Consider the following 14863-nt stretch of genomic DNA (forward strand, 5'->3'; position numbering starts at 1 on the left):
GATCAGGGTGCTGCTGGTCGACGACCAGGAACTGGTGCGGTCGGGGCTGCGCCGGATCCTTCGGCGCAAGGACGGCTTCGTGATCGTCGGCGAATGCGCCGACGGCTCGGAGGTGCCGGGCGCGGTCGCGGAGCACACCCCGGACGTCGTGCTCATGGACCTGCGGATGAAGAAGGTCGACGGCATCCGGGCCACCCGCGACCTCCGGTCGGCCGCCCAGCCGCCGCCGGTGCTGGTGCTCACCACGTTCGACGACGACGATCTGCTGTCCGGATCGCTCCGCGCGGGTGCGGCGGGGTTCATCCTGAAGGATTCGCCGGCCGAGGATCTGATTCGCGCCGTGCGCACCGTCGCCGAGGGCGGCGCCTGCCTCGACCCGGCCGTGACCGGACGGGTTCTCGCCACGTACCACACCGTCGCGCCGTCGTCCGACGGGGACGGCAACCGCCTCACCGAGTTGACCGCGCGGGAACTCGACGTGCTCGCGCTCATCGGGCGCGGGCTCAGCAACAGCGAGATCGGTCGTGAGCTGGGCATCTCGGGCGTGACCGTGAAGAGTCACGTCGGGCACATCTTCCTCAAACTCGATCTCCGCGATCGCGCAGCCGCCATCGTGTACGCGTTCGATCACGGCATCGTCTCGCCGGGCGACACCGGTCCGGACCGAGGGCCGGCCGTGTGATCAGCCGCTGCGGTTCCCTGACGCCGACGGCTTCCTGCGCCTAGGATTCGCATAAAAGCCCGAGCCACTCTCACAGAGGAATTGGCCATGATCGCAATCGGTGTGGTGCTCATCGTCGTCGGCTTGGTCGTCAAGATCTCGTCCTTGTGGATCGCGGGCCTCATAGTCGGCGCCGTCGGCCTTCTCCTCCTGCTCCTCGGGCTGCTGGGCCGCAAGGTGGGCGGACGTAAGTACTGGTACTGAGGGGTCGACCCCGCCAGTCACGTTGTGGCCGTTCCGCATCGAAGCGTCGCGAGTGGACAGTCGCGCGCAGGCACAGTCGATGCACGGGAGTGATCGCCTTCGAGCTTCCTCGACGGGCTGTCGGTGCACTCTCCGGCCACCGACGATCTTTTGTATGTAAATGGAAGTCACGGCAAATTGTTTCCGCAAACTCTTTACTGAGTCCAGAAAAGTAGTCCATAGTGAGTGGGTGCCGTCGATGCCGGATTACGCAGCGTTACTGCGCGGGGCTGAGCTTCGCGTGACCCGCCCGCGGGTCGCGGTGTTGGAGGCGGTGCACGCACGTCCGCACGCCGATACGGAGACGATTTTCGGAGCGGTGCGGACGGTTCTGGACGGGGTGTCCCGGCAGGCCGTGTACGACGTGCTGCACGCAGTGACCGCGGTGGGATTGGTGCGCCGGATACAGCCGGCCGGCTCCGTGGCTCGTTACGAGTCGCGGGTCGGAGACAATCACCACCACGTGATCTGCCGGTCGTGTGGGGCCATCGCGGACGTCGACTGCGCCGTCGGCGAGGCGCCCTGCCTGACCGCGTCCGACGACAACGGTTTCCTCGTCGAGGAGGCCGAGGTCATCTACTGGGGTCTGTGCCCCGACTGCTCGACAACACAGACTTCTCGATCGAAACCCTGACCAACAGCCCAAATTGGTCTCTCCCGGAAGGAATGTTGTGTCCGATAGCTGCCCGGTCGCTCACGAGGGAAACACTCAGAGCACCAGTGAAAGTGAAAACCCCGCAATCCCGTCCCCCACTCCGACGGCGCACCGCCCGAGGACGAACCGCGACTGGTGGCCGAACCAGCCGGAGTTGTCGGTCCTGCACGCCCATTCGTCCAAGTCCAACCCGATGGGTGAGAACTTCGACTACGCAGCGGAGTTCGCGAAGCTCGACGTCGAAGCACTCAAGCGCGACGTCATCGATCTGATGACGGATTCGCAGGACTGGTGGCCTGCCGACTTCGGCCACTACGGCGGCCTCTTCATCCGGATGAGCTGGCACGCCGCAGGCACGTACCGCATCGCCGACGGCCGCGGCGGCGGCGGTCAGGGCGCCCAGCGTTTCGCGCCCCTCAACAGCTGGCCCGACAACGCGAGCCTCGACAAGGCCCGCCGGTTGCTCTGGCCCGTGAAACAGAAGTACGGCAAGCAGATCTCGTGGTCCGACCTCCTCGTCTTCGCCGGCAACTGCGCCCTGGAGTCGATGGGATTCAAGACCTTCGGGTTCGGATTCGGACGCGACGACATCTGGGAGCCCGAGGAGATCTACTGGGGTCCCGAGGACACCTGGCTGGGCGACGAACGCTACAGCGGTGATCGTGACCTCTCGGGTCCGCTCGGGGCCGTGCAGATGGGTCTCATCTACGTGAACCCGGAGGGTCCCAACGGCCAGCCCGATCCCCTCGCCGCCGCCCGCGACATCCGGGAGACGTTCGCCCGCATGGCGATGAACGACGAGGAGACCGCCGCGCTGATCGCCGGCGGCCACACGTTCGGCAAGACCCACGGTGCAGGCGACGCCGACCTGGTCGGTCCGGAGCCGGAAGCCGCCCCGATCGAGCAGCAGGGCCTGGGCTGGAAGAGTGCCTACGGCACCGGCGTCGGCAAGGACGCGATCACCAGCGGTCTCGAGGTCGTGTGGACTCCTACACCGACGAAGTGGGACAACAGCTTCCTCGAGGTCCTGTACGGCTACGAGTGGGAGCTGACCAAGAGCCCCGCCGGTGCCTGGCAGTGGACCGCGAAGGACGGCGCGGGCGCGGGCACGATTCCCGACCCCTTCGATTCGTCGGCGGGACGCGCCCCCACGATGCTGACGACGGACCTCTCACTGCGCATCGACCCGGCGTACGAGAAGATCACCCGGCGCTGGCTCGACCACCCGGAGGAGTTCGCCGACGCGTTCGCCAAGGCGTGGTACAAGCTGCTGCACCGCGACATGGGACCGGTCACGCGCTACCTCGGCCCGTGGGTCCCGGAGGCCCAGCTGTGGCAGGACCCGGTCCCCGCTGTCGATCACCAGTTGATCGGGGACAGCGAGATCGCCGCCCTGAAGGGCAAGATCCTCGACTCGGGGCTGTCCATCTCCCAGCTGGTGTCCACGGCCTGGGCGTCGGCAGCCACGTTCCGTGGCACCGACATGCGGGGCGGCGCCAACGGGGCGCGGATCCGTCTTGCGCCGCAGAAGGATTGGGAGATCAACAGCCCGGCCGAGCTGTCCAAGGTTCTGCAGACCCTCGAACAGATCCAGCAGGACTTCAACTCGTCGCAGTCCGGCGGTGTGAAGGTCTCGCTCGCGGATCTGATCGTTCTGGCCGGTGCCGCGGCGGTCGAGAAGGCGGCGAAGGACGCCGGCCAGGACATTACGGTTCCGTTCACGCCGGGGCGCACCGACGCATCGCAGGAGCAGACCGACGTCGAGTCGTTCGCGGTGCTCGAACCGAGGGCCGACGGGTTCCGCAACTACCTCCGGCCGGGAGAGAAGTTGCCTGCCGAGGCACTTCTGGTCGAGCGGGCCTACATGCTGAACCTGACCGCCCCGGAGTTGACGGTCCTGATCGGCGGCCTCCGTGCGCTGAACGCCAACTTCGGGCAGACGGCGCACGGCGTCTTCACCGACCGGCCCGAGGTGCTGACGAACGACTTCTTCGTCAACCTCCTCGACATGGGGACGGTGTGGAAGGGAGCAGCCTCCGCCGAGAACGTCTACGAGGGCAGCGACCGCGTCACGGGCGACGCCAAGTGGACAGCCACAGCCGTCGATCTCGTGTTCGGTTCGAACTCGCAACTGCGTTCCCTCGCCGAGGTCTACGCGACCGACGACGCGCAGCAGAAGTTCGTGCAGGACTTCGTTTCCGCGTGGGACAAGGTGATGAACCTCGACCGGTTCGACCTCGACTGATCACGGTGGTTGGTCGGCTCCGGGCCGGCCAACCGTCACCTGACCCGGCACCCCGCGAGCAGATGCTCGCGGGGTGCCGGGGTTCAGGCCATCGACAGCTTCTCGGCGTTTCGCACCGCGGTCTCGAGGTGCCTGTCCGCGGTGCTCAGGTCCAGCCGGGCGTCGCTGAGGCTGTCGATCACGCCTTCACGCGAAGCGCCGTCGGCTGTGCTGTGGAGCAAGTCGAACTCGTCGGTCAACTCCTTGATCCGGTGTTCGAGGGTTTGTAGATCGGCTCGTAACCGGGCGGTGCGTTCGACGAGGTCGCCGACGTTCATCGCTGCCCCCTTTCATCCCGAACTCACTGACGCGTCACCACCTCGTCTACCCGCGACTGCCCCCGCGAAACCACCACCGCCCAGCCTTGGCCTGGAACGCCCTGCCTACCGGTACACGAGGCCGCCGTCGATCAGTCCGGCCTGCCCGGTCATGTAGTCGGAGTCCGGTCCGGCCAGATACGACACGTACGCCGCGACGTCCTCGGGTGTCTGTGCACGGCCGAGGGCGATGCCGCCGACGAACTTCTCGAACGTCGCACCCTTCGGCGCGCCGGTGAGGGCCGAGAAGCGCTCGTCGATGGTGATCCACATGTCGGTGCCGACGACACCGGGGCAGTAGGCGTTGACGGTAATGCCGTCGGATGCGTACTCCTTCGCCGCGGCCTGGGTGAGTGCGCGGACCGCGAACTTCGTCGCCGAGTACACGCCGAGCATCGCGAATCCCTCGTGGCCGGCGATCGACGACGCGTTGATGATCTTGCCGCCGTGCCCCCGCGCCCGGAACTTGGCCGCCCCGGCCTGGATGCCCCACAGCACGCCTTCGACGTTGACGGCCAGGATCCGCGACACGTCCTCCGGTGTCGCGTCGGCGATCGGGTCGACCTGGGCGATGCCCGCGTTGTTCACGATGATGTCGAAGCCGCCCAGTTCACGCTCGGTTCGGTCGACGGCGGACCGGACCTGATCGCGGTCCGTCACGTCGGCGACCAACGAGATGGCCTTCGAACCCGCCGCCCGGACCTCGTCGGCCACCGCGTTGATCCGGTCGGGGTTGACGTCGACGAGCGAGATGTCGGCGCCGTCCGACGCCAGCCGCAACGCGATCGCGCGTCCGATGCCCTGGCCCGCGCCGGTGATCAACGCGACTTTGCCCTCGATGCTCATTCCTAGCTCCTCTCCGATGTGATCGTCCTCACAGGGGAGCCAAGCATCGTCTGCCGAGACTGTTCAAGGGTTGCAGCCGATTGCATTGTGACGAGTTTTGAACCGATTGCGTTCTCTCCCAATGAAAATGTGCCGAGCCCGGCCTTGGTTCGGCGCTCACATTCCCGGTAGGCTCGGAGGTGTGAGTACTACCGGTTCGGTTCGGCACCGCCTTCCCGCTGTCGGCTCGGGGGTGGATCTTCCCCGGCACGCACGGTTGTTGAGTCAAGTTCACGACGCGGTGCTGTCGGGTCGGCGACCACCGGCGCAGCCGCGCGAGATCGTCGGCAGGTCGTGGTCGCGGCTACAAGCGGACGGGGTGAGTCCCGACAGTTGTGAGGACGTGGTGCTGGCCGACTGCGCCGAGGTCGAAGCCCGGCGGACGCGTACGGCTTTGCGTGCGGTTCTTCCGGAGCTTCGCAGCACGTTGACTCAGGTGGCGGAGGACGCGAATTTCATCGTGGTGATCGCAGACTCCGACGGGGTGGTCCTGTGGCGGGAAGGGTCCCGTGGCCTGCGGAAGGCCGCCGATGCCCTGGGATTCATGGAGGGGGCCCGATGGTCCGAGAGTTCGGTGGGTACGAACTCAATCGGGACGGCGTTGGTGGAAGATTCTCCTGTGCAACTGTTCTCGGCGGAGCATTACGCACGGTCGCATCGTGGCTGGTCGTGCACGGGCTCTCCGGTGCACGATCCCCGGAGTGGCGAAGTGCTCGGCGTCGTCGACATCAGTGGCTCGGCGATGTCGGTTCATCCGACGACGGTGGCGCTGGTGCAGACGGCGGTGCGGTTGGCCGAGGCCACATTGTGGCAGGAGCACACGATCAACCTGGAGAAGCTTCGCGGTCATGCGTCGCCGGTGCTCGGGGCAACCGCGGGTCCGGCCCTCGTGGTGGACCGGCACGGCTGGGTCGCCGACGCCCGGGGGCTCGCCGCCCCCGACCGGGTGTCACCTCCGTGCCCCGGCACGCCGCTGTTGGTGCCCGGGTTGGGGCTGTGTGTGCCGGAACCGCTCGGTGACGGCTGGCTGGTGCGACGCGAAGGCAGGCCGACGACCATCGGAGTGGAACTCGATCTCGGTGAGTCCCCGCGAGCAACGGTGCGGGGCGATACGAGTTGGACCCGGGCGCTCTCACCGCGCCATGCGCAGATATTGCGAGTGCTGACCGAAAGTGGTTCCGCTGGAATCGATGCTGCGTCGCTGAGCGTGTCGTTGTTCGGTGACCGCGACCACGTGGTGGCCGTGCGCGCCGAGATCTCCCGTCTCCGAAAAAGTCTCGGCCCCGTTCTGTCCACCCATCCGTACCGTTTCGCCGACGGTGTCGACGTGCATGTGGTCGGTTGAGTGTCAGGAGGCCTCTCCGGTCGGCGAAAGAGGCTTCTCCCTAATCGCTTTCGCCTGCGCGTAGAGGCGGCCGGCGCGGTACGACGAGCGGACGAGCGGTCCGGCCATGACGCCGGCGAACCCGATCTCCTCGGCGGCCTGGGAGTGCTCGACGAACTCTTCGGGCTTGACCCACCGCTCGACGGGGTGGTGGCGGGGGGAGGGGCGCAGGTACTGGGTGATGGTGATGATGTCGCAGCCCGCGGCGTGCAGGTCTTCCATCGCCTGGTGGACCTCGTCGGGGGTCTCGCCCATGCCGAGGATCAGGTTGGACTTGGTGACCAGCCCGAAGTCGCGGGCGGCGGTGATCACGCCGAGGCTGCGCTGGTAGCGGAACGCGGGGCGGATCCGCTTGAAGATGCGGGGGACGGTCTCGACGTTGTGGGCGAGGACCTCGGGACGGGAGTCGAAGACCTCGGCGAGCAGGTCCGGCTTGCCGCCAAAGTCGGGGATGAGGTTCTCGACGCCGGTGCCGGGGTTGAGCTGGTGGATCAGGCGGACGGTTTCGGCGTAGAGCCAGGCGCCGCCGTCGGGGAGGTCGTCGCGGGCGACACCGGTGATGGTGGAGTACCGCAGTCCCATCGCCTGGACGGATTCGGCGACGCGGCGGGGTTCGTCGCGGTCGAGGTCGTCGGGTTTGCCGGTGTCGATCTGGCAGAAGTCGCAGCGGCGGGTGCACTGTTCACCGCCGATGAGGAACGTCGCCTCGCGGTCTTCCCAGCATTCGTAGATGTTGGGGCAGCCGGCTTCTTCGCAGACGGTGTGCAAACCCTCGCGTGTGACGAGGCCCTCGAGCTCGGAGTATTCCGGGCCCATCTTCGCTCTCGTCTTGATCCAGTTGGGTTTGCGTTCGATCGGAGTCTCCGCGTTTCGGATCTCGAGGCGGAGCAGCTTGCGGCCGGGCGGGGCCTGCACGGCCCGGGACGGTGTTCGTGGTGTGGCAGTCACGTGTCGATTCCTGGGTGGTGGTTCCCACCGAACCGCGGTGCCGGAGGGCAACCACGGTTCGGCGGGGAGCGCTACATGTTGATCGGGCGGCCGAGCGCCGACAGGACCGATTCGTGCATGGCCTCGGACAGCGTCGGGTGCGCGAAGACCACGTCCGCGAGATCGTCACCGGTGGCCTCCAGGGATCGTGCGATGCCGAATCCCTGGATCTGCTCGGTGACTTCGGGCCCGACCATGTGGGCGCCCAGCAGTTCACCGCTGTCGGCGTCGAAGATGGTCTTGACGAAGCCTTCGGCTTCACCGATGGCGAGTGCCTTGCCGGACGCCTGCAGATCGAACTGTCCGATCTGCAGGGAACGTCCGGTTGCCCGCGCCTGGTCCTCGGTGAGGCCGAGGCTGGCGACCTGGGGTCTCGAGTACGTGCATCCGGGGACATAGTCCTTGTCCAACGGTGTCACGTGTGGGGCTCCCGCCAGCTTGTCGACACACAGCACGCCTTCGTGACTCGCTTTGTGGGCGAGGCACGGGGCGCCGGCGACGTCGCCGATGGCGTAGATCCCGAATGCGGTGGTGCGGCACCACTCGTCGGTGGTGACGAACCCGCGGTCCACCTCGACGCCGACGTCCTCGAGCCCGAGATTCTCGACGTTGCCCTGGACGCCGGCGGCGACCAGAACCCGCTCCACGACCCGTTCTTCGAGGGATCCGTCCGCGCATTTCACCGTCACGGCGACGGAACCCGCGCCGACGGTGAGTTCGGACACCGAGGCGCCGGTGTGGATCTCGATCCCGCGCTTCTCGAACTGCAGGCGCACGTGGCCGGCCACCGAGGCATCCTCGACGGGCATGATCTGCGGTGCCAGTTCGACGAGGGTGACCGCACTACCCAAATCGTGGTAGAGGCTCGCGAACTCGACGCCGATGGCACCGGAACCGATGACCAGCAGCGACTTCGGAAGTTCCCGGGGTACCAGCGCGTCGAAGTAGGTCCACACCCGATCGCCGTCCGGTGTCACCCCGGGCACCGAACGGGGACGCGCACCCGTGGCGAGGATGATGTGGTCGGCCCGGTACTCGGTGAGCGGCGACGCCGAGTCACCGTCCTCCCGAACACCCACCACACCCTTTCCGGCCAGTCGCGCGGTGCCGCTGATCACGTCGATGCCGTTCTTCTTCATCAGGTACCCGATGCCGTCGGACAACCGCCCCGACACCCCACGGCTGAACTCGACCAGTTGCGCCATGTCGAATTCTACACCGCTGGTGGAGAATCCGAGGGGGCGCAGATTCTCCAGCGTGTGCGCCACGTCGGCGCCGTGGAGCAGGGCCTTGGTGGGAATGCAACCCCAGTTCAGGCAGATTCCGCCGAGTCGGTCCCGTTCGATCACCGCAGTGCGGAGTCCGTGTTGGGCGGCGCGGATGGCGGCGACGTAGCCGCCGGGTCCGCTTCCGATCACCAGAACGTCGTATTTGTCAGTCATCAACACTCCCTAGACCAGCATCAACGCGGGTGATTCGACGAAGCGCCGCAGTTCCTGCAGGAACGTCGCGCCGAGGGCGCCGTCGATCACGCGGTGGTCGCACGACAGCGTGACGGTCAGCATCGTACGGACCTCCATCCGACCGTCCACGACGATCGGTCGTTGCTGCCCCGCACCGACGGCGAGGATGGCGCCCTGCGGTGGGTTGATGATCGCGTCGAATTCGCGCACGCCGAACATACCGAGGTTCGAGATGGTGAACGTGCCGCCCTGGAACTGCTCCGGCGTCAACTTGCCGGTCTTGGCCCTGGTCACCAATGTGTGGACCTCACCGGAGATCTCGGCCAGGCTCTTGCTCTCCGCTCCGCGAACGATGGGCGTGATCAGGCCCGACGGCAAGGCGACGGCCACCGAGATGTCGGCGGCGGAGAATCTCAGCACCGATTGCGCCGCTTCGTCGAACTGGACGTTGACGTCCGGGACCTGGCGGAGCGCCGCAGCGCAGGCCTTGACCACGAAGTCGTTGACCGACAGCTTGACTGCCGGCACCGTTGCGTTGATCTCCGTGCGGAGTGCGAGGAGATTGTCGATCTCGAGGTCCGCGGTGAGCCGGAAGTGTGGGGCGTTGCGCTTCGATTCCTGCAGGCGCTGACCGATCGCCTTGCGCATCGAGTTGAACGGGATCGTCTCGAACTCGGGTATCGCGTGCGGGGTGGCCGCACCGCCGGCGGGCGTGGGTGTCGGTTCGGGAACCAGTCGGAACGTCCTTTCGGCTTCCCGGACGTCCGCCTCGCAGACGCGCCCCCGCGAACCGGTGGCCCGGCAGTCGTGCAGGTTGATGCCCAGAGATTTCGCCAGTCGACGTGCCACCGGCGTCGCATCGACCGCGCCGTCGTCCTCGGCGGAGCGTCCGGGCACACCTGAGCGAGTCGGCGACGGTGCCTCTGCGACGGTTCCGCCTGCCGAGCGAATCGCGTCGTGGACGTCAGCGACCGAGATCCGGCCGTCGCGGCCGGTCCCTGCCACCCGGCCCAGGTCGATCGACAGTTTCTCGGCCAACCGCAGGGAGTGCGGCGTTGCGAAGACGTCGACATTCGTCTGTCCCCGTAGCGAATCCGGGACGGCGGTGGTGCCGGATGGCCGCGCCGATTCCTGGGCCGCCGGAGCGGTCGGGGTAGTAGTCACGCGCGGCTCTGCGGGCGTGGGCTGCCCGCCCGGTGCCCGCTCCGGCTCGGGCGCGGGGACGTGATCCGCTCCGATTCCGGTCAGGAACTCCTCGATATCGGCATCGGAGACGGCCGCGTCCGCCGACACCGCCAGGACCGCACCCACCGGCAGCGTGGCACCCGGCTTGGCGACGATGCGCCGCAGTGCGCCGTCGAACGGCGCCTCCAACTCATTGGTGATCTTGCTGGTCTCGATCTCGCAGATCAGATCGCCTTTTGCGAAGGGCGATCCTTCGTCGATCAACCACGCGGTGACGGTGCCCTCGTCCATGGACAGGCCCCATTTGGGAACTTCGATCAGCTTGATGTCGCTCATGGTCAGGCAGTCACCACCTTGCGTACCGCGGCCTCGATGCGCGCCGCGTTGGGAAGCCATGCCTGTTCGAGCACGGGGGAGAACGGCACCGGGGTGTGCGGTGGGGTGACCAGTTCGATCGGTGCCTTCAGCGAACCGAACGCCTTGGTGGCGATCAGTGCGGCGACGTCGTGGCCGAATCCGCAACGCGCCGCGGACTCGTCGACGATCACAACCCGTCCGGTGGACGCGACGGATTCGAGGATGCCTTCCTCGTCGAGGGGCGAGACGGTCCGCGGGTCGACCACCTCGACGGAGATGCCCTCGGTGGCAAGTTTGTCGGCGGCCGTGTTGGCGGCGTTCACCATCGCCGAGAGCGCGATGATCGTGACGTCCGTACCTTCCCGGGTGTAGTTGGCGACCCCGAACGGGATCGTGTACGGCTCGTCGGGAACCTCGCCCTTCAGGTCGTACAGGGTCTTGTGCTCGCAGAACACCACCGGGTCGTCATCGCGAATGGACTGGATGAGAAGACCTTTGGCGTCATACGCGTTGGACGGGGCCACCACCTTGAGGCCCGGGACCGCGGCGAACACGTTGTACGGGGACTGCGAATGCTGGGCCGCCGCCGAGAATCCGGCACCGATCATGCCGCGCACCACGAGCGGGGTGCGGGCCTTGCCGCCGAACATGTAGCGAAACTTCGCCGCCTGGTTGTACAGGGCGTCGTAGCAGACTCCGAAGAAGTCCATGAACATCAGTTCGGCGACCGGACGCAGCCCGGTCAATGCGGCGCCGGCTGCCATGCCGATGATCGCGGACTCGGTGATCGGGGTGTCGATGACCCGGTCGGAACCGAATTCGGTCCACAGGCCCTTCGTCACACCCAGCACCCCACCGAACGCCTCGAGTTTTCCGGACTCGAGGTCCGGATTGGTACCCGCCTGACCGCCACGTAGGTCTTCACCGATCTGCACAACCGTCGCGTCGCGTTCCATCTCCTGGGCGAGCGCGGCCTTGATCGCTTCGCGGTACGTCGTCTTCGACGTTGTCATTTCTGTTCTCACTCTCAGTACGACACGTAGACGTCGGTCAGAAGGTTTGCCAACGGCGGATACTCGGCCTGCCGGGCCTTCGCCACGGCGTCGTCGACCCGGGCCCGCGCGTCGGCGTCGATCGCGTCGAGTTCCTTCGCGGACACCTTCTTGCTGTCCGGGTGGTTGCGGAAGTTCAGCAGCGGGTCTTTCGTCTTGCGCAGTTCCGCGACCTGATCCGCGGTGCGGTACAGCTGCGCGTCACCTTCGAAGTGTCCGTGCCAGCGGTACGCGATCGCCTCGATCGACGTCGGCCCGCCTCCCATGCGCGCACGTTCGACGGCCTCACGGGTCGCCTCGTACACGGCGAAGAAGTCGGTTCCGTCGACGGTCACGGCAGGCATGCCGAACGAAGCCGCACGGGAAGCGATACTGGGTGCGCCGACGGCGTAGTCCCGGCCGGTGGCCTCGCCGAAACCGTTGTTCTCGGTGACGAAGACGATGGGAAGGTCGAGCACGACGGCCATGTTCATGGCTTCGAAGACCGTTCCCTGGTTGGAGCCGCCGTCGCCGGTGAACGAGGCGGCGACGCCGCCGTTGCGCAGTGTCTTCGCGCTGAGCGCCGCACCGATGGCGAGGGAGGGTGCCCCGCCGACGATGGCGTTCGCGCCGAGCATGCCCACCGACAGGTCGGCGATGTGCATCGAACCGCCCTTGCCGTGGCAGAGGCCGTCGTCCTTCCCGAAGATCTCCGCCATCATCCCGTGGAGGTCGCACCCCTTGGCGATGCAGTGCCCGTGACCGCGGTGGGTGGACCCGATGTAATCGCTGTCCTGCAGGTTCTCGCACACGCCGACCGCAATGGCTTCCTGACCGGAGTACAGGTGGATGAAGCCGGGAATGTCGCCGGTGGCGTTCTCCTCGTGAAGGCGGTCTTCGAACGCTCGGATCTCGGACATCTTCCGATACGCGCTCAGTAACGAATTCTTGTTCAGCGCCATTGCACTCCCTTGGTTTCTCCGTTGTCGCCGGCTACGTCGGGGCCGACCTCCGATCGCGATGCGGCGCCGGAACGGTTCGTGCCTCGTGTAACCCGGGTCATGAATGTAGGGAGATATGACGTGCGCACTAAAGGTTGCAGCGGATTGCAATGGGGCGGCTTCCGCGGCGAGGGGCCGGCCCGCGTGCGCCGGAATACCTGGCGGCCCTCCACACCAAGGTCGTGGAGGAGGCGAAAGAACTTCAGGACGCATCGCCGGACGAGCGGGTCGACGAACTCGCCGACCTTCTCGAAGTCACCACCGCCCTGATAGCGGCGCTGGGGATCACCGAGGCCGAAGTGAAACAAGCGGCCGACCGCAAACGCGCCACCCGCGGTGGCATCGAACGGAGAATCTGGCTCGAACACGTCGAACTCGGCGGCGCGTCCGACGCGTAGTCGGGGGGTATTTCCCCATGCGAATCATCGATGACATCGCAAGCGGCGCGGAGGACAATGGGAACCGACCGGCCCCGGCAGCTGGAGTCGGCCGGGGTCGTGTTGTGTCAGAGTCTGCGTTCCGCAGGGGCCGAGGCTGCGTGCCAGCGTGCCAGCCTGCCTCGCGTCAACCTGCATGGAGTAGAGATGTCTGATCGCAGCCCGACCTCGACAACTTTTCCTCCCCCGAACGACGTCTCCAATGCGCTACTCGTCCGGTGGGCTTTCGAGCGGATCAACGCCAAGGACGTCGGCAGCCTGCGAAGTTTCTGGACCGCCGATTCCACCGTGCACTTCCCGACCGGGACATGTCGCGGGAGCGACGAGATCGCCGTCTACTTCGACCAGGTCTTCGCCGCCGTCTCCGACTTCGCCTTCGAGATCGTCGCGATGGCCGAGGCCGGCAACGACGTCCTCGTCCACTGGCGCCTGACCGGGCGGCACGTCGGCACCTTCGTCGGCGTCGCCGCCACTGGCCGGCGAATCGAATTCGAGGGATTCGACCATTTCGTCATCGCCGACGGAAAGGTCGTCACCAATACGGTGCGCTACGACCAAATGGAGTTCGCCCGCCAGATCAAGTTGCTACCGCCCGACGGTTCGATTGCGGATCGCGCGTTGAAGGCGGCCTTCAATGCCAAAACCCGTGTCGTCGGTATCGCTCGTCGTCGCTAGCTCGCGATCACGGATTGATCATCCGACGCAAGCTGTCGACGAACGGATAATCCCTGTTCGGGAACCGCGGTGGCCGAGACGAACTCGGTGCTCGCGGGGGATCTCGCAGTCGAACTCGATCCGGGCCTTCATCTGAATTCGTGTCAGATCAGGGCGCAAACTTCCCGACGGCGTCGAGGTTGGCGAACACCTCACCCGGCTGGACGAGGTTGGCGCCGGCGGTGTCGTTGAAAACCTGCGCGAAATATGGGGAGAAACGGAACGGCCAATATGTGGGTCCTATCCCGCCGCCGTGGGGCGTCATGAGCGTCGGCATCATTTCACCCACGTTGTAGGTGGCGACCATCCTCTCGCCCTGAGGAACTCCGTTGATCGTCACAGCTCCGTAGGCGCCGTCCATTCGCAGCCAGATATTCTCGACCGCAACAGAATTCCCAGTCTTGCTGATCAATCTCGGACCGCCGGGGTAGTACACGCCCTGGCATGCGTCGATGTAATTGGTGTGCGAGCCGATTGGCAGATAGAGACCGGTCTTCGCGGGCTTGGCCTCGAACGGCGTGATGCCTTCGACCGCGATCTCGTTGTCGTTCATCAGCGCAACGATTCGCGGGGGGAAATCGAAGTTGGCATATCCAAACGGCGTGAAGTACGGCATTCTCAGACACTCGGCCTGAGCAGTCGGCACGGGCGCGTGAAGAGATAGTCCCAGAACCAGAATGATCGCCCCGGCGATCCCTCCTACAAACGCACGCAAGATACGCATCTCTGCTCCAATCTTCGGGTTTGTATGGCGCGGCACCGGGCGGCAGGTAGCACCGAGAAGCGCTAGGAAGCGCCGAGAAGCCTCATGTAGTAGATTACGCGCCCAGCGCCTGACATTGAATCGCTATTTTTGCTGGGCTTGACCTTCTGTTGGGATTATCGCCACCGAGGCCTGAAGTTCGACTTCAACTTCAGCTTCCGCGCGAGGCGCCGTCAAACGACCGGCACCCGTGTGGTCGACCGCCAACCGTCGCCGCCGAGGGTGCTCACAGTGCACGGTCGTGACGAAGTCCGGCTTGGTCAGATTCCGGCGAGTCGAGACCGCCCGGGGCCGAAAACCACGGCGATGGAACTTTTTCCGGACGCCGTCGAGCGGGACGGCTCTGTGAACACATGCTCGACTTCCCCGTGCTGACATCGCGCATCCGGTGGCGGGTCTGAAGGCGTATTGGGGCGACGTGGCCGGTCCCAAATCG

The 14863-nt window shown here is 66.1% G+C and carries 15 protein-coding genes; 7 read left to right on the plus strand and 8 right to left on the minus strand.

All coding sequences use genetic code 11. From position 1 onward, the window contains the following. Window positions 1-7 precede the first annotated feature (7 nt). The 4 genes from CJ179_RS28125 (at window position 8) to katG (ending at window position 3864) form a co-directional block, all read left to right on the plus strand. Window positions 8-682, plus strand: a complete 675-nt coding sequence (locus CJ179_RS28125) for a response regulator transcription factor (protein WP_095863641.1) — start codon at window positions 8-10, stop codon at window positions 680-682. An 87-nt stretch (window positions 683-769) separates the two neighbouring features. Next, a complete protein-coding gene (locus tag CJ179_RS51445) occupies window positions 770-925 on the plus strand; it encodes a hypothetical protein (RefSeq protein ID WP_167372170.1) in 156 nt (51 codons plus the stop codon). 229 nt (window positions 926-1154) lie between these two features. Beyond that, window positions 1155-1598 (plus strand): Fur family transcriptional regulator, encoded by a 444-nt coding sequence (locus CJ179_RS28130; protein WP_087555081.1) that lies wholly within the window; start codon window positions 1155-1157, stop codon window positions 1596-1598. Between the two features lie 37 nt (window positions 1599-1635). Then, entirely contained in the window at window positions 1636-3864 is a 2229-nt protein-coding gene (gene katG, locus CJ179_RS28135) for a catalase/peroxidase HPI (RefSeq protein WP_095863519.1), read from the plus strand. 83 nt (window positions 3865-3947) lie between these two features. On the opposite strand, the gene CJ179_RS28140 is transcribed toward katG, so the two are convergent. Both CJ179_RS28140 and CJ179_RS28145 read right to left on the minus strand, forming a co-directional pair. Beyond that, window positions 3948-4181 carry a hypothetical protein gene (locus CJ179_RS28140; RefSeq protein ID WP_072946847.1) on the minus strand — a complete coding sequence of 78 codons (234 nt, stop codon included), beginning with the start codon at window positions 4179-4181 and terminating at the stop codon, window positions 3948-3950. Window positions 4182-4286: 105 nt separating this feature from the next. Next, window positions 4287-5066: an acetoin reductase gene (locus CJ179_RS28145; RefSeq protein ID WP_095863520.1), complete on the minus strand. Its 780-nt coding sequence runs from the start codon at window positions 5064-5066 to the stop codon at window positions 4287-4289. Between the two features lie 127 nt (window positions 5067-5193). On the opposite strand from CJ179_RS28145, the gene CJ179_RS28150 reads away from it, so the two are divergent. After that, window positions 5194-6450 (plus strand): GAF domain-containing protein, encoded by a 1257-nt coding sequence (locus CJ179_RS28150; protein WP_371851586.1) that lies wholly within the window; start codon window positions 5194-5196, stop codon window positions 6448-6450. Between the two features lie 3 nt (window positions 6451-6453). On the opposite strand, the gene lipA is transcribed toward CJ179_RS28150, so the two are convergent. The 5 genes from lipA to CJ179_RS28175 form a co-directional block, all read right to left on the minus strand. Beyond that, a complete protein-coding gene (lipA, locus tag CJ179_RS28155; protein WP_083395606.1) occupies window positions 6454-7437 on the minus strand; it encodes a lipoyl synthase in 984 nt (327 codons plus the stop codon). 71 nt (window positions 7438-7508) lie between these two features. Further along, on the minus strand, window positions 7509-8918 hold the full coding sequence (gene lpdA, locus CJ179_RS28160) for a dihydrolipoyl dehydrogenase (protein WP_072946844.1): 1410 nt from the start codon (window positions 8916-8918) through the stop codon (window positions 7509-7511). Window positions 8919-8927: 9 nt separating this feature from the next. After that, window positions 8928-10460 carry a 2-oxo acid dehydrogenase subunit E2 gene (locus tag CJ179_RS28165; protein WP_095863521.1) on the minus strand — a complete coding sequence of 511 codons (1533 nt, stop codon included), beginning with the start codon at window positions 10458-10460 and terminating at the stop codon, window positions 8928-8930. A gap of 2 nt (window positions 10461-10462) precedes the next feature. Beyond that, on the minus strand, window positions 10463-11494 hold the full coding sequence (locus CJ179_RS28170; RefSeq protein ID WP_072946842.1) for an alpha-ketoacid dehydrogenase subunit beta: 1032 nt from the start codon (window positions 11492-11494) through the stop codon (window positions 10463-10465). A 14-nt stretch (window positions 11495-11508) separates the two neighbouring features. Beyond that, window positions 11509-12474, minus strand: coding sequence for a thiamine pyrophosphate-dependent dehydrogenase E1 component subunit alpha (locus CJ179_RS28175; RefSeq protein WP_095863522.1), 966 nt, complete (start codon window positions 12472-12474; stop codon window positions 11509-11511). A 149-nt stretch (window positions 12475-12623) separates the two neighbouring features. Between CJ179_RS28175 and CJ179_RS28180 the strand changes: the two genes are divergently transcribed. Continuing rightward, window positions 12624-12911 carry a nucleoside triphosphate pyrophosphohydrolase gene (locus CJ179_RS28180; RefSeq protein ID WP_095863523.1) on the plus strand — a complete coding sequence of 96 codons (288 nt, stop codon included), beginning with the start codon at window positions 12624-12626 and terminating at the stop codon, window positions 12909-12911. Between the two features lie 186 nt (window positions 12912-13097). Next, window positions 13098-13625 (plus strand): ester cyclase, encoded by a 528-nt coding sequence (locus tag CJ179_RS28185; protein ID WP_095863524.1) that lies wholly within the window; start codon window positions 13098-13100, stop codon window positions 13623-13625. Between the two features lie 148 nt (window positions 13626-13773). On the opposite strand, the gene CJ179_RS28190 is transcribed toward CJ179_RS28185, so the two are convergent. Further along, complete coding sequence (locus tag CJ179_RS28190) at window positions 13774-14388, minus strand: hypothetical protein (RefSeq protein WP_072946838.1); 615 nt, start codon at window positions 14386-14388, stop codon at window positions 13774-13776. Window positions 14389-14863 lie beyond the last annotated feature (475 nt).

This window comes from Rhodococcus sp. ACS1 (assembly GCF_002300155.1).
Classification (GTDB): domain Bacteria; phylum Actinomycetota; class Actinomycetes; order Mycobacteriales; family Mycobacteriaceae; genus Rhodococcus_F; species Rhodococcus_F koreensis.

Coding starts and splice junctions, on each gene's coding strand:
- CJ179_RS28150 (WP_371851586.1), top strand. CDS start 5,194: ATGTGCCGAGCCCGGCCTTGGTTCGGCGCTCACATTCCCGGTAGGCTC.
- CJ179_RS28190 (WP_072946838.1), bottom strand. CDS start 14,388: ATGCGTATCTTGCGTGCGTTTGTAGGAGGGATCGCCGGGGCGATCATT.
- CJ179_RS28145 (WP_095863520.1), bottom strand. CDS start 5,066: ATGAGCATCGAGGGCAAAGTCGCGTTGATCACCGGCGCGGGCCAGGGC.
- CJ179_RS28180 (WP_095863523.1), top strand. CDS start 12,624: ATGGGGCGGCTTCCGCGGCGAGGGGCCGGCCCGCGTGCGCCGGAATAC.
- CJ179_RS28140 (WP_072946847.1), bottom strand. CDS start 4,181: ATGAACGTCGGCGACCTCGTCGAACGCACCGCCCGGTTACGAGCCGAT.
- lpdA (WP_072946844.1), bottom strand. CDS start 8,918: ATGACTGACAAATACGACGTTCTGGTGATCGGAAGCGGACCCGGCGGC.
- CJ179_RS28185 (WP_095863524.1), top strand. CDS start 13,098: ATGTCTGATCGCAGCCCGACCTCGACAACTTTTCCTCCCCCGAACGAC.
- CJ179_RS28165 (WP_095863521.1), bottom strand. CDS start 10,460: ATGAGCGACATCAAGCTGATCGAAGTTCCCAAATGGGGCCTGTCCATG.
- CJ179_RS28175 (WP_095863522.1), bottom strand. CDS start 12,474: ATGGCGCTGAACAAGAATTCGTTACTGAGCGCGTATCGGAAGATGTCC.
- CJ179_RS28170 (WP_072946842.1), bottom strand. CDS start 11,494: ATGACAACGTCGAAGACGACGTACCGCGAAGCGATCAAGGCCGCGCTC.
- CJ179_RS51445 (WP_167372170.1), top strand. CDS start 770: ATGATCGCAATCGGTGTGGTGCTCATCGTCGTCGGCTTGGTCGTCAAG.